The organism is Flagellimonas ulvae (genome assembly GCF_049333175.1).
Classification (GTDB): domain Bacteria; phylum Bacteroidota; class Bacteroidia; order Flavobacteriales; family Flavobacteriaceae; genus Flagellimonas.
Genome location: NZ_CP186325.1, coordinates 2,193,826 through 2,208,600, shown reverse-complemented (window position 1 = coordinate 2,208,600; position 14,775 = coordinate 2,193,826). Strand labels below are relative to the sequence as shown.

9 protein-coding genes are annotated in these 14,775 nt (G+C 40.1%); 5 read left to right on the top strand and 4 right to left on the bottom strand.

Going from position 1 to position 14,775, the window contains the following annotated elements; all coding sequences use genetic code 11:
- Window positions 1-87 precede the first annotated feature (87 nt).
- Window positions 88-1,719: a RagB/SusD family nutrient uptake outer membrane protein gene (locus tag ACOKFD_RS10140; RefSeq protein ID WP_422857828.1), complete on the bottom strand. Its 1,632-nt coding sequence runs from the start codon at window positions 1,717-1,719 to the stop codon at window positions 88-90.
- A gap of 7 nt (window positions 1,720-1,726) precedes the next feature.
- Window positions 1,727-4,717: a SusC/RagA family TonB-linked outer membrane protein gene (locus ACOKFD_RS10135; RefSeq protein ID WP_422857827.1), complete on the bottom strand. Its 2,991-nt coding sequence runs from the start codon at window positions 4,715-4,717 to the stop codon at window positions 1,727-1,729.
- Between the two features lie 367 nt (window positions 4,718-5,084).
- Between ACOKFD_RS10135 and ACOKFD_RS10130 the strand changes: the two genes are divergently transcribed.
- From ACOKFD_RS10130 to ACOKFD_RS10110, 5 genes are all read left to right on the top strand, one after another.
- Entirely contained in the window at window positions 5,085-6,104 is a 1,020-nt protein-coding gene (locus tag ACOKFD_RS10130) for a LacI family DNA-binding transcriptional regulator (protein WP_298997020.1), read from the top strand.
- Window positions 6,105-6,159: 55 nt separating this feature from the next.
- Window positions 6,160-8,466 (top strand): glycoside hydrolase family 65 protein, encoded by a 2,307-nt coding sequence (locus ACOKFD_RS10125; RefSeq protein WP_422857826.1) that lies wholly within the window; start codon window positions 6,160-6,162, stop codon window positions 8,464-8,466.
- Window positions 8,463-10,334: an alpha-amylase family protein gene (locus ACOKFD_RS10120; RefSeq protein WP_422857825.1), complete on the top strand. Its 1,872-nt coding sequence runs from the start codon at window positions 8,463-8,465 to the stop codon at window positions 10,332-10,334. Before ACOKFD_RS10125 ends, ACOKFD_RS10120 begins: the two co-directional genes overlap by 4 nt.
- A gap of 143 nt (window positions 10,335-10,477) precedes the next feature.
- On the top strand, window positions 10,478-11,227 hold the full coding sequence (locus tag ACOKFD_RS10115) for a glycerophosphodiester phosphodiesterase (RefSeq protein ID WP_422857824.1): 750 nt from the start codon (window positions 10,478-10,480) through the stop codon (window positions 11,225-11,227).
- Window positions 11,227-12,513: an NAD(P)/FAD-dependent oxidoreductase gene (locus ACOKFD_RS10110; RefSeq protein ID WP_422857823.1), complete on the top strand. Its 1,287-nt coding sequence runs from the start codon at window positions 11,227-11,229 to the stop codon at window positions 12,511-12,513. The genes ACOKFD_RS10115 and ACOKFD_RS10110 overlap by 1 nt, the downstream gene beginning before the upstream one ends.
- Here ACOKFD_RS10110 and ACOKFD_RS10105 read toward each other — a convergent pair.
- Window positions 12,497-13,225, bottom strand: coding sequence for an MIP/aquaporin family protein (locus ACOKFD_RS10105; protein ID WP_422857822.1), 729 nt, complete (start codon window positions 13,223-13,225; stop codon window positions 12,497-12,499). The genes ACOKFD_RS10110 and ACOKFD_RS10105 overlap by 17 nt on opposite strands.
- Window positions 13,226-13,232: 7 nt before the next feature.
- Window positions 13,233-14,729, bottom strand: a complete 1,497-nt coding sequence (gene glpK / locus ACOKFD_RS10100) for a glycerol kinase GlpK (protein ID WP_422857821.1) — start codon at window positions 14,727-14,729, stop codon at window positions 13,233-13,235.
- Between the last annotated feature and the right edge of the window lie 46 nt (window positions 14,730-14,775).

Here is a 14,775-nt window from a genome sequence, read left to right as displayed (position 1 = left end):
ATAGATAATAAGTATTTGTTCTAATGTTAGGAATAAAAAAAAGAGGGCAAGAATGCCCTCTTTTTGAATATGTTTGATAAACAATTATTAATAACCTTCGTTTTGAGTTAAATTCGGGTTGGTTGCCAATGCTGGTGCTGGAATAGGGAATTTAACCCTAAATGCATCTGTAACAGTTTTCAATTCCCAAGTGCCTGAAGCAAAGGTGCCAAAACGCAACTGTACCCCTCTGTTTCCACCAATTACGCCTTCACCGTTTGTTTCCCTTGTGATAATAGCTGGCATATCATCCAAAGTAACACTTCCTAAGGGTGCGGCACCTGCTCGCTCTCTAATGGAGTTTACATCGTCAAGAGCCGAAGGTCCACCGCCACCACCTCGTAGAGTGGCTTCCGCACGCATTAATACGGCATCGCTAAAACGCATCCAAGCAAAATCCCTAGCAGTATCTCCGGGTAGATTACCATCTGCAGCTCTTTGTGGGTTTTTAACAATTCGAATTCCAGTTCTTTCATTATTAACTTCTAAGCTGGTTAGGATTGCATCCTCATAAATCAGCGGATTCTCCTGTCTATCCGTCAGGTTATCACCTGAAACGTTTCGTTGCTGACCTCGGATATAACCTGTGGATACACCGGCTACTTCTTCACCTGGAAGCCCAAGTCGAGCGTCTTGATTTACATCATCTGTTCCAAAGAGTCTAAAGGTTTCTGTAAGTGTAACAAAACCATTCCATCCTCCTTGATTAGGGTGTAGTTGATTGTAAATACGAGTTCTAATGTCACCATCCAACATAAAAATCACCTCTTGATTGGTGTTATTGGCGGGATCCCAAATGTCAAAATAGCTTTCATCACCGTCTGGATCATCAGCACCAATACCGTCTAACTGAAAACCTAGATTTTCTATGGCATTGACATCTGCAACAACCTGATTCATGTCTCCTTCTGTTCCTACAAGATGAATAGCATTTAATTGCACCCTAGCTCTCAAGAAACGAGCAAATGCTTCTCCAACTCCTGTTAAAGTACCTGCTCTATCATCTCCTTCGTTAGCAGGGGCTATAGGTACATTGGGACCATTAGCAGAAAGGTTGCCACTAGATATGGCGGCGTTCAAATCATCAAGAATCAAAGCAAACGCTTCTTGGGCTGTTAGTACCGTTGGGTCAACATCGGGTCCATCATCCACTCCCCTGATGGGTACTTGGCCGAAGAAATCTAAAACGGAAAATACATGAAATGCACGTATAACTTGAGCTTGGGCGGTTTGACTAGGATTCGCATTAGATCTTGAATCCAGTAATTGACTTGCACGAAATGTTGCAGCGTTATGCCTGTTCCAAGCCTGTAGTACATAAACGTGATTGGCATCCCAAGTATGATTGTGCAAGGCACGCCAAACTCCATTGTCACCCCAATCGGCACCCCTTGTTAATACAGCAATGTTATCAGCTGATACCTCCATGAGCGCATATGAGGCTTCTTGAGAATCTTGGCGGAAAAGCCCTAGTCCATCACTATCACCACTGGTATAGAGTGCTTCAAGACTTGCAGAGGTACTTGATACTCCACTGAAGCTACCACTGTCTGATTCTACGGATATGGAATCCTGAAAATTGGGTTCCAGATCGGTACATGCTTGGGAAGCGATTAGCAGTACACTAACTCCAAGCGTTTTCATCAATTTGTTTTGTAATAAATCTTTTTTCTTCATCATTTTTTTTTTAAAAACTTGCATTAACACCTAGCGAAAAGGTAGTAGGTCTTGGATAGGAAGTCAAATCGATTCCTAATGAAGGTAAGTTATTTAAGTTTCGGTCTGTTGATATTTCAGGATCTTGTCCGGTATAGTCGGTAATAACAAACAAATTCTGAGCATTAAGGAACAATCTTAAATTACTAAATACACTATCTTCTCCCACATTAAAGTTGTGGCCTAAAGTCACGTTTTGTAGTCTTAGGAAAGAGCCATCCTCAACAAATCTCGAGGAAACAGACTGAGGGTTGAAAGGATTTTCTACGCCTACAAGTGGAAGTACATCTGCATACACGTTTCTACCTTGTGATAAGTTAGGAATGGTTGAAAATGCATTTCTGGTATTATTATAAATGGATTGACCAAATTGACCGTTAAAGAACAAACTCAAATCCCAATTTTTGTAATTGAAGTTGTTGGTGAAACCCATTGAAAAGTCAGGTAACGCACTTTCTCCTATAAAGACTTGAGCTCCGTTGCTTCCAAAAATGTTACCTCCGTTTTCGTCCAATCCTTGGAAATCCCTGGTAAAGAAGCTGAACAAAGGCTGGTTGTTGGACAATCTTTGTGCAAAAGCTCTAGAAAGACCGGGACCATTAATTTGCCCTGCATCAATTTCCGGACCATCGTAGTTTTCCAAGACGTTATCCGTATAGGTGATATTGAAATTCAAATCCCAGGAAAAATCTTCAGTCTGCACTGGAATAGCGTTAACAGTGAATTCTACCCCTTCATTAACAATATCTCCATCTACATTAGCAAAAACAAAAGGTTGAGGAGCTGGTTGTGCACTGTTTACTTGTAATAAGAATTGTGATGTGGTTCTTTTAAAGTAGTTCACAGATCCTGTGATTCGATTATCTAAAAAGCCGTAGTCCACACCAATACTTAATTGCTCATTTTCTTCCCACTGTAAGTCAGGGTTATCGAAAGCCACATCACTTAAAGCACCGGCATTGTTCTGGTTACCAACGTTAAAGCGCTGTCTTGCAGAAAATTGGTTTGAACCTAAACCTTCTTGGTTACCGGTAACTCCCCAGTTTGCACGTAATTTGAAGGTATCAAAAAATTCTGGGAACCATTCTTCTTGGTCAAGAGCCCAAGATGCCCCAATAGCACCAAAAGTACCATATTGATTGTTTCCACCAAATCGAGATGAACCATCGATTCTCACAGTACCCGAGAAATTGAATTTACCATTCAAAGAATAATTAGTTCTTAAGAAGAAGGACTGTAACTCATCGCGCTCTAAACCAGTGTTTGCAGCAAAGTCTCTTGCTATGGCGATGTTATTAATCATTTGAAACAGATCAGGAGTTTCAAAATTAAAAGCTCGGAGAGTAATAGTTTCGTTTACAAATTCTTGGTAAGAATGTCCAAGCACAACATCCAACACGTCATCCCCAAACTCTTTGTTGTAATTTAAATAGGATTCCCAAGTGGTATTGGTCAAATCAATTTCGTCTAAGTTGGCTCTACCATTATCCAAAGTACCATTAGCAGCAAAATTTCTTGATTCTGCAGAAGCGGCAGAAGAGGTGGATTTATCCAAACCAACAAGGGTATTGATGGTCAAATTATCTGTTATCTTATATTGTGCTGACACATTTACTAGAGCCCGAAATGTACTGGAGGTTGCGCGAGTCAACTCTAAAAGTGCCAATGGATTCCTTCTTTCATTGGATGGCTGATTGAAACCAGCTATAAAACCTTGGTCTCTGGTACCATCTCCTGTTAAGGGTTGCGTAGGATCCCAGCCAATGGAAGCGGAGAGTAAATCACCTCTGGCATTTGGATTGTTTGTGATAGGAGGTCTTTGAGTTTCAACGTTGGAAATAGTTGCTTGAGTACTCAATTTTAATTTGTCATCAAAAAAACGCTGAGTTGCATTGAATCTAGCAGTTAATCTGTCAAAAGTACTGTTCTCAACCTCGCCCTCTTGGTCTTGATATCCAAAAGATAATCTATAATTACCGGTCTCGTTACCTCCGCCATAGGCGACATTGTAATTTTGAGTAAAAGACGTACGAAAGATTGTATCGAAAGTATCTGTATTGGCCCCACCATCAACAAAGGTTCCGCCAGAAATAATATTCTGAGCGTTTAAAAACTGATCCCGGGATAATACTTCAGGATTATTTGCAATATAGCCTACAGAGAACGTAGAAGAAAAGTCCAATGTGCTTCTCCCTGCTGTACCTGACTTGGTGGTAATCAAAACCACCCCATTAGCACCCCTTGACCCATAAATGGCCGTAGAAGCTGCATCCTGTAAGATGTCGATGCTTGCAATATCATTTGGGTTCAAGAAACTCAAAGGATCCAAAGAGCCAGAACTTCCAATGTCAGAACCTCCATCAACAGAACCTCCACCTGTGGAAGCAGTAGTATTAGCTCCGTTTAGCGGAACACCATCAACAACAAACAGTGGATTGTTTTGGGATCGTACCGAAGCGGTACCCCTTACTCTTACGTTTACTGCTGCACCAGGTTCACCACTGGTAGTGGCAATCTGAACACCTGCAGTTTTACCTTGTATCAGCTGTTGTGGGTTTACAATTACACCCTTGTTAAATTCTTCAGCCTTTACACTTTCCACAGCACCAACAGTACTTCGTCTAGTTGTAGTACCATAACCTACAACAACCACTTCATCCAATTGACTTGCATCTTCTTGAAGGGTCACATTTATCGTAGTTTGTCCATTTACAGGAATCTCCTGTGATGCAAAACCGATGTAACTGAAAACGATGACTGCGTCAGCTGCAACATCATTAAGTGTATAATTACCATCAAAATCAGTTTGCGTACCATTGGTTGTACCTTTAACTACAACGCTGGCTCCCGGTAAGGGTCCGCTGGCATCTGAGACCGTACCGGTTACTGTTTGGGCCTTGACCATACCGAAACATAATAATGCCCCAATAAAAAGAAAGCCTCTAAGTAGCGTAATCTTCATAAATAATTAATTTTAAGTTTAGTTAATTTCAATTCAAGTGTTAAACATATATAAAAAAAAGGTTAATCAAAATTTAAGCATTATTCAGTGTTTAACGAAAACGGTTTCGTGTTAATAAGTTTGAGAAAATACTAGTTTGATAAATCTTTAAGCCGTAATTTAATCAAATCTTAATAATAATGGGGCTTTTTAACGAAATTAATAATACCCTAGGAATATACTATTTTATTTGAAGCATGTTTTTTGACACCATTTTTTGATGAAGATAGTTTCTTCTTAGTGTTTTGTTAAAAGTTTATCTAAACGAACTGTTAATACTCAGTTTTGGTTATTTTCCCATTTCCATAGTACTTTTTAATATACCAGGTTGAAATCAAAGATTACATTAAAGGATATTGCAAGAGAACTTGAGGTTTCAATTTCCACTGTTTCAAAAGCATTAAAGAACAGCGAGGAAATTAGTAGGGATACCAAAGAAAAGGTTCAGGCATTTGCACGTCTTTACAATTACAAGCCCAACAATATTGCTATCAGTTTAAAAAATAAGCGCACCAAAAATATTGGGGTGGTAATTCCGGATATCGTACATCATTTTTTTACGACGGTAATCAGAGGTATTGAAAAATATGCCAATGCCAAGGGGTATAACGTAATTGTCTGTCTGTCTGAAGAATCTTTTGACAAAGAAGTAATCAATATGGAGATGTTGGCCAATGGAAGTATTGATGGGTTTATCATGTCGCTTTCATCTGAGACACAGGCCAAAAATGACTACAATCATCTTAAGGAAGTTACAGAGCAGGGGATTCCCGTGGTTTTATTTGATCGTATTACCAATGAGATTGATTGCGACAAGGTCATCATTGATGATAGGATGGGAGGCTATCTGGCAACGAAAAAACTCATTGAGCAAGGAAAACAAAAAATTGCTCTTATTACAACTGATGATTATTTAAGCGTGAGTAAGGCAAGAGGGGATGGTTACAGAAAAGCATTATTGGATAGTAACATTGAACTCGATGAATCCCGAATCCTAAAACTCCCTACCATGGAAATGGACGAGGAGCGCATACGCAATTTCTTTGATAGCATTGAATTTGATGCTGTGCTTTGCGTAAATGAAATTTTTGCTGTTTTTAGTATGCGAGTAGCTCTGGAAAAAGGCCTTAAGATTCCAAAGGATGTGGCCGTTATCGGGTTCACCAACGGACTGTTGTCTAAGTACGCCAATCCTAGTTTAACGGTTGTAGCTCAACATGGTGAGAAAATGGGGGAAATCTCTGCTCAAATGCTAATTGAAAAGGTCGAAAGTGAAAAAGAAGAAGAAACTTTTCAGACCAAAATTTTAGAACCAACATTGGTGGTACGGGACTCAACAATTAACTAAGTTTGTCTTGTTGGAATTAAATCTACAATCTTAACTTCTACCATATTTTTAATAAATGAATCAAGATTATATAAAGCCAGACCCCTGGTCCATAATTGAAGAAGGATTTGACAAAGAATTCGTAAAATCTTCTGAAAGTCTTTTTAGTATTGGAAACGGTGCTATGGGCCAGCGTGCCAATTTTGAGGAGACCTACTCTGGAGATACTTTTCAAGGAAGCTATATTGCAGGGGTTTACTATCCGGACAAAACAAGAGTAGGTTGGTGGAAAAACGGGTATCCAGAATATTTTGCCAAGGTATTAAATGCTCCAAATTGGATAGGAATAGACATATCCATAGATGGGGAATCTTTGGACTTGAATACTTGCAAGGAAGTCAAAGACTTTGTGCGTCAACTTAATATGAAGGAAGGTTGGTATAAACGTTCCTTTGTTGCTACAATGCCCAATGGAATTGAAGTCTCTGTTTCATCTACCCGCTTTTTAAGTCTTCATTTGGACGAATTGGGTGCTATTCAGTACGAAATAGAAGTTTTGAGTAAGGATGCAGAGATTATCATTTTACCCTATTTAGATAGTGGTATTAAAAATATGGACAGTAATTGGGATGATCAATTTTGGAAAACGACCAAGGTGGAATCCGATGGAAATCGTGCCTTTATTGAAGCTCATACCCTCAAAACCAACTTTGAGACGTGCACCTTTATGGACGCTTCTCTTTATATTGATGGGAACAAACATGAAACGGATCCAATTCATAAAAAGGATGAATTGGCAACAGGGCTGAGTTTTGTTGTCGATGTTAAAAAAGGCCAAAAAGTGGCACTGCACAAATTAGGGGGTTATACTGTTTCAAGAAATCACAAGTCTTCAGAATTGATTAATGCAGCCAATGATGTTTTGGATAAAGCTTCACATCTTGGCTTTAGTGGACTTTTGGAACAGCAGAAAAGAGATTGGGCTCACATTTGGGAAATGAGTGATATTGAAATAGAAGGCGATGTCAAGGCACAGCAAGGTATTCGTTTCAATATTTTTCAGCTGAATCAAACCTATTTGGGTAAAGATTCCAGATTAAACATTGGTCCCAAAGGATTCACCGGCGAAAAATACGGAGGAAGCACCTATTGGGATACCGAGGCCTATTGCCTTCCTTTCTATATGGCCACAAAAAATCAAGAGGTAGCATGGAGTCTTCTAGAATATCGATTTAACCATTTGGGGAAAGCCATCGAGAATGCAGAAAAACTAGGTTTTAAGAATGGGGCTGCACTTTACCCAATGGTAACCATGAATGGAGAGGAGTGCCATAATGAATGGGAAATAACCTTTCAAGAGATCCACAGAAATGGGGCCATTGCTTTTGCCATCTACAATTATCATCGCTTTACGGGGGATTACAGCTATGTTCCAAAAATGGGACTGGAAGTACTAATAGGTATAGCTCGTTTTTGGCAACAACGTTTCAACTATTCAGAGGACAAGCAAAGTTATGTAATGCTAGGGGTAACAGGACCCAATGAATATGAGAACAACATAAACAACAATTGGTATACCAACTATTTGGCAAAATGGTGCATTGAATATGCGGCTGAACAACTCCAAAAAGTGGAAAAGGAATACCCAGAAGATTATGCTAGGGTTATCCGGAAAACCCAATTGTCCCCAGAGGAAACCAACGCTTGGGATGAATTGGTGTCCAACGTTTATTTTCCATTTTCCGAAAAACATGGTGTCTATCTCCAACAAGATGGTTTTTTAGATAAGGAAATGATTCGTGTCAGCGATTTGGAAAAATCGCAACGGCCTATTAATCAAAAGTGGAGTTGGGATAGAATTTTGAGGTCTCCTTACATCAAACAAGCAGATGTGCTACAAGGTTTTTATTTTTTTGAAGACCATTTCTCTCAAGAGCAACTTGAAAAACATTTTGATTTTTACGAACCTTTCACGGTTCATGAATCTTCTCTGTCTCCATGCGTGCACAGTATCCAAGCGGCTAAGCTAGGTCGAATGGAGCAAGCCTATACCTTCTACTTAAGAACTTCAAGATTGGATTTGGACGACTATAATAAAGAAGTGGAAGAAGGTTTGCACATTACTTCCATGGCTGGAACATGGATGAGCATTGTGGAAGGTTTCGGAGGAATGCGGGTTCAGGATAATCAATTGTGCTTCGAACCCCAGATTCCATCTCAATGGAGCTCATATGCTTTTAAAGTGAATTTTAGAAATCAAATTATAACCATTACCGTCAAAAAAGATGCTTCCAGTTTTGAAATCACAGGGGAAGCAGATTTGGACATTCTAGTAAATGGCAAAGTGGTAACCCTAGTTCCAGGAAAAATAGTTCAGGCATGAGAAATTGGGCCTTCGGTTGTTTTTTTCTGATGCTGGGGGGCTTTTTGGCATGTGAATCAAAAATCAAAACCAAGGAAGTGGAGTCAATTACAGAAAGAAAGGCAGTAGTCTATCAAGTTTTCACAAGACTTTTTGGCAATACAAACACCACAAATAAACCGTGGGGCACTATTGAGGAAAATGGAGTTGGAAAGTTTTCAGACTTTACGGAAACCGCCCTTTCCGAAATAAAGAACTTGGGAGTCACACATATTTGGTATACAGGAATACCGCATCACGCTGTTATCAATGACTACACCGAATTTGGCATTTCCAATGACGACCCCGATGTGGTAAAGGGACGTGCAGGGTCACCGTATGCCGTAAAGGATTATTACAATGTAAATCCAGACCTTGCAGACAATCCCGCGAACAGGTTACAGGAGTTCAAGGATTTGGTAGAGAGAACCCATAAAACCGGTATGAAGGTTTTGATAGATATTGTGCCAAATCACGTTGCGCGAAACTATAAGGGCCTAACCAATCCTGAAGGGGTTTTGGACTTTGGGGCACAAGATGACACCTCTTTGGAGTATCATGTAAACAACAATTTCTATTACGTAATAGGAGAAGAATTCAAAGTGCCCCATTGGAAGGATGATTATCAACCCTTGGGAGGAAACACCAATGTATTGTCTGACGGGAAATTTGAAGAAATTCCTGCTAAATGGACGGGCAACGGCTCCAGATTGGCACAACCCGATTTCAACGATTGGTATGAAACGGTTAAGGTAAACTATGGGGTTCGGCCTGATGGCACAAAAGATTTCAAGGAGTTGCCAAATGTATATGCAGAGAAGAGTTATAAAGAACATCATGCCTTTTGGCAGGATAAGAAGATTCCCGACTCTTGGATAAAATTCAGGGACATCGCGCTGTATTGGTTGGATTTTGGTGTAGATGGATTTCGTTTTGATATGGCCGAAATGGTTCCTGTAGAATTTTGGAGCTATATGAATTCCAACATTAAGATGAAAAATCCAGATGCTTTTCTTTTGGCCGAAGTATACAATCCAGGGTTGTATCGTGATTATATCCATAAAGGAAAGATGGATTACCTCTACGATAAGGTAGAGCTTTACGATAGCATCAAGCATACAATGAAAGGCTATGGTTGGACTGACCATATTCCTGTGGTACAAAAAGGCATGGCCGATATTGAGCATAACATGCTACATTTCTTAGAGAACCATGATGAGCAGCGTATTGCCAGCCCCGATTTTGCAGGGAAAGCAGAGTTGGCCAAACCCGCCATGGTGGTATCAGCCACTATCAGTACTTCACCAACCATGATTTACTTTGGTCAAGAAGTAGGTGAACCTGGTGCCGAAGATGCAGGTTTTGGAAGTCCCACCCGTACCTCTATTTTTGATTACATTGGAGTGCCGCATCATCAACGTTGGATGAATGATAAAAAGTTTGATGGGGGCCAACTTTCAGAATCAGAAAAGCAGCTTCGGGATTTCTATAAACGATTATTGAATTTTACCATTTCGAGCGAAGCCTTGATGGGAGAATATGAAGAAATTCATTTCTTCAATAAGGATAATACTGAAAACTATGACCATAGGGTGCTGTCTTACGTTCGATGGTCTCCTAACCAGAAGCTAATCATCCTATCCAATTTCGAAGAAGGCAAAACATATAATTTCGAACTTAAAGTTCCAGAACACCTTATTCAAACATGGAATTTGAAAGATGGGAACTACATTTTGAGTGAAAAACTGTATGGAAAAGAGCCCCTTCAATTAATGGTCCAAAAGGGTATGGGCAGAATTAAGGTTGAAATCCAACCTTTGGAATCTCTAATCCTTCAAGTAGAACCATAGAGTTGGGCATTGTTTGATTTTTGGAAAAGACGAAAAGGCTAAATAACTGTTTTTCCCTCTCTCTTTTAAAGAATTGGATTTGGCCAATCTTTTACTAGTCATGTTCCCGTCAAATTGTATTTTTAAGCTCAAATAAAAATGGAATGAAAAAAGCCTTATTATTTCTAGGAATTGTCTTTCTCTTCAACGCATGTAACATGATGAATTCAAAACCTTTGGTAATTGGTCACCGTGGCGCCATGGGACATGAAACGGAGAATACTCTCGCTTCGGTTCAAAAAGCTTTGGACCTGGGTGTGGACATGATTGAAATTGATGTATTCATAATTGATAGTGGTGAGATTGTTGTTTTTCATGATGAAAGAGTGGACCGCTTGGCCAACAGTGGCGGTAGAATTGAGGAATACAATATTTTTGATGTGAAGCAATTGATTTTGGATGGAAACCATAAAATTCCCATGCTACAGGAAGTACTGGACCTAATCGACAATAAAGTGGCGTTAAACATAGAATTGAAGGGAGCCAATACAACGGATAGGGTAGATTTTATTATTGACTATTATGTGAGAGAAAGAGGATGGTCATTGGACAATTTTGTCATTTCTAGTTTCAAGTGGGACGAACTGCGAAAAATGCGAGAGCTTAAACCGTCTATTAAAATAGCTGTCTTAACCGAAGAAGACCCCCTAAAAGCTTTGGATATAGCAAAGGAACTGAATGCAGTAGCCATCAATCCTAGTTTTAAGACGCTGACTGCTGAGAATACTGCTCAAATAAAGAAGGAAGGCTTCGGGATATACACTTGGACCGTAAATGAGCCCAATGATATTCAACGAATGATTGATTTCGGGGTGGATGGAATTATTACGAATTACCCAGAACGTGTGAATTAATGTTCGATGTAATTGTGGCAGGAGGTGGAGCTGCAGGTTTCTATGCCGCTATTCAAATTGCGGAGAAGAATCCAAATCTCAAAATTGCCATTCTGGAAAGAGGAAAGACAGTACTTTCCAAAGTAAGAATTTCCGGAGGCGGTAGGTGCAATGTCACACAGGCAAAGTTTTATGCCAAAGAACTGGTTGATGGCTATCCTAGAGGGCAAAAGGAACTTCTAGGCCCCTTTCATTCGCATGCTCCCGAAGATGTTATTGCCTTTTTTGAAGAAAGGGGAGTGCCACTTAAAATAGAGGAAGATGGTCGTATTTTTCCAAAAAGTGATTCCTCGCAAAGCATCATAGATTGTTTTCTAAAAGAGATAGAAAAACACGGAATACAAGTTTTAAAAAATAGCTCCGTAAAAGATTTTAGTAGATTGGAAAGTGGTCATTGGCAAGTGACCACCATGAATAAGGATTATAAGGCGCGGATATTACTTTTGGCCACCGGGAGTAATGCTAGAATATGGAATATGTTACAAGATATGGGGCACTCCATTGTCTCTCCTGTACCCTCTTTGTTCACGTTCAACATTAATGATGAGCGAATTAAAGGAATTCCTGGAATTAGTGTTAATGCTTCTGTAGAAATTCCTCCAAAAAAAATATTTGCCTCAAACATCAGTGTTGAATTAAAAAGTGCTCCCAAGCAGCATCCCGTTTTAGAATCTGAAGGTCCCGTTCTAATCACCCATTGGGGCTTAAGCGGCCCAGCTATCCTAAAATTATCTGCTTGGGGTGCAAGAATTTTGGAAAATTACAAATACAACTTTCGGGCTGTTGTCAATTGGACACCGGAGTATTCTACTTCATCTATGGAGGGATATTTAAAAGAGGTGAAAGAAGTGGAAGCTAAGAAAACAGTTTTTCGAACCCAAGCCATATCGATACCAAAAAGATTGTGGATGCGTTTGGTTGCTGCCTCAGGAATAGCAAAAGAACTTAGATGGGGTGAGGTCACCAAAGAACAATTAAAAAATTTATCGAAACAGCTTACGGCTTGCTCGTTCAAAGTAGAAGGAAAAAGTACGTTTAAAGAAGAGTTTGTAACTGCAGGCGGAGTGGATTTGAAAGAAATCAATTTTAAAACTTTTGAAAGCAAGTTATTCTCCAATCTGTTTTTTGCTGGAGAAATAATTGATGTTGATGGCATCACTGGAGGCTATAATTTTCAAAATGCTTGGACTGGGGCCTATTTGGCCGCTCAGGAAATCGCATCCAGAGCACTTACTGTAACCACATAGATAAAAAAGCAGCCAAAGCAGCACCAATAATGGGTCCAACTACTGGAATCCATGAATATCCCCATCCATTTGAACCTTTATTTTTAATAGGAACCAGTGCGTGTACTATTCTGGGTCCTAAATCACGTGCGGGATTAATGGCATACCCGGTGGTTCCACCAAGGGATAGACCAATTCCCCAAACGATAAGGGCAACAGGAAGAGCACCTAAGGAACCCAATCCAATAATACTATTGTCCTTCATCATGGTGGCATCTGTGAAATACAAGACTGCAAAAACCAAAACAAACGTGCCCACTGTTTCTGTCAAAATGTTTAGAAACGTGTTAGGAATAGCTGGAGCATTGCAGAATACCGCTCGCTTGCTATTTCCATCTTCTGTTGCATCAAAATGGTCTTTGTGTATTAACCAGACGAAAAAAGCACCCAGCATAGCTCCAATAAACTGGGCAATGATATAATTGGGAACATCATAGATTGAAAAATCTCCTGAAAGTGCCAGTCCAATAGTCACGGCAGGATTCATATGTGCTCCACTGTAAGGACCGGCAACTACCACCCCAGTATATACTGCAAATGCCCAACCTGTGGTAATTACAATCCATCCGGATTGGCTGCCAAATGTTCCCTTTAGGGAAACGTTTGCGTTAACTCCGCATCCCAAAAGAATTAATAAGAAAGTACCTATAACTTCAGCAACAAAGGGAGTCATAATTCAATCAGCTGGTTTTGGTCCAATGTTCCAAAGCTTCAATGGCACGATACCACCCTTTGATTCCGTCTTCTATTGTCTCTCTTTCGTTGGTAGGATTAAAGCGTACGTCCGTTTCCCATATTTTCTGAATTTCTTCTGCACTTTCCCAAAAACCTACAGCCAGACCTGCTAAGTAAGCCGCTCCCATAACCGTAGTCTCCACTATTTTTGGTCGAACGGCAACGGTGTTCAAAACGTCAGCTTGAAACTGCATAAGCATATTGTTAACCGTTGCACCTCCATCCACCCGAAGTTCTTTAATCGAGATTCCAGAATCTGCTTCCATGGCTTTTAGAATATCCATGGTTTGATAGGCAATGGATTCCAAAGCTGCTCTAGCTATATGGGCATCCGTGCTTCCGCGAGTTAAACCAAAAATGGTTCCCTGTGCATATTGGTTCCAATGTGGTGCGCCCAATCCTGCGAAGGCGGGAACAAAATATACTCCTTCGGATGAATCAATGGAACCTGCCAAATCTTCAACATCTGAAGAATTTTTAATAACCTTCAAACTATCTCTTAGCCATTGTACAACGGCGCCAGCAATAAAAATACTTCCCTCAAGAGCATATTCAGTTTTTCCATTAATTTTCCAAGCCACGGTCGTGAGCAAATTGTTTTTGGATACGATGGGCTTCTCCCCAATATTCATCAACATAAAACAGCCTGTTCCATACGTGTTTTTCACCATGCCTTGCTTGGTGCACATTTGGCCAAACAATGCGGCTTGTTGATCTCCGGCAATTCCAGCGATTGGAATCTTGGCAGCGAAGAAATTAGGTCCTGTATGCCCATAAACTTCGCTAGATTGTTTTACTTCTGGAAGCATGCTTTTTGGGATAGTTAATAATTCCAGTAGTTCATCATCCCATTCCATGGTATTGATGTTGAAAATAAGAGAGCGTGAAGCGTTGGTGACATCGGTGACATGCAAATTTCCTTCTGTCATTTTCCAAATAAGCCAAGTGTCAATTGTTCCAAGGACCAAATCTCCAGCTTCTGCTTTTTCTCTTGCCCCTTCTACATTGTCCAATATCCATTTTACCTTGGTTCCTGAAAAATAAGAATCAATGACCAGACCCGTTTTTTCGCGAATCATTTCAGATTTACCTTGCTTCTTCAACTCATCACAGTACGCTGAGGTACGCTTGTCCTGCCAAACAATTGCATTGTAGACAGGCTCCCCTGTATTTCTGTCCCAAACCACTACGGTTTCTCTTTGATTGGTTATGCCAATCGCGGCGATTTGGTCACCCTTAATACCCTTTTTGCTTACGGCTTCTGCTGCCATTCCAGCTTGGGTGGCCCATATTTCAGTAGCATCATGTTCTACCCATCCTGGTTTTGGAAAAATCTGTGTAAACTCTTTTTGAGAAACGGAAACAATAGTTCCTTGTTTGTCTACCACAACTGCTCTTGAACTGGTAGTGCCTTGGTCCAAGGCAAGTATATACTGACTCATTTTGGTTAATTTAACATCGCTGAATTTACTAAAATTAATCGGAGTT

Excerpts from the sequence above, each read along its gene's own strand:
- ACOKFD_RS10105 (WP_422857822.1), bottom strand. The coding sequence starts at position 13,225 with ATGACTCCCTTTGTTGCTGAAGTTATAGGTACTTTCTTATTAATTCTT.
- ACOKFD_RS10115 (WP_422857824.1), top strand. The coding sequence starts at position 10,478 with ATGAAAAAAGCCTTATTATTTCTAGGAATTGTCTTTCTCTTCAACGCA.
- glpK (WP_422857821.1), bottom strand. The coding sequence starts at position 14,729 with ATGAGTCAGTATATACTTGCCTTGGACCAAGGCACTACCAGTTCAAGA.
- ACOKFD_RS10140 (WP_422857828.1), bottom strand. The coding sequence starts at position 1,719 with ATGATGAAGAAAAAAGATTTATTACAAAACAAATTGATGAAAACGCTT.
- ACOKFD_RS10135 (WP_422857827.1), bottom strand. The coding sequence starts at position 4,717 with ATGAAGATTACGCTACTTAGAGGCTTTCTTTTTATTGGGGCATTATTA.
- ACOKFD_RS10125 (WP_422857826.1), top strand. The coding sequence starts at position 6,160 with ATGAATCAAGATTATATAAAGCCAGACCCCTGGTCCATAATTGAAGAA.
- ACOKFD_RS10110 (WP_422857823.1), top strand. The coding sequence starts at position 11,227 with ATGTTCGATGTAATTGTGGCAGGAGGTGGAGCTGCAGGTTTCTATGCC.
- ACOKFD_RS10120 (WP_422857825.1), top strand. The coding sequence starts at position 8,463 with ATGAGAAATTGGGCCTTCGGTTGTTTTTTTCTGATGCTGGGGGGCTTT.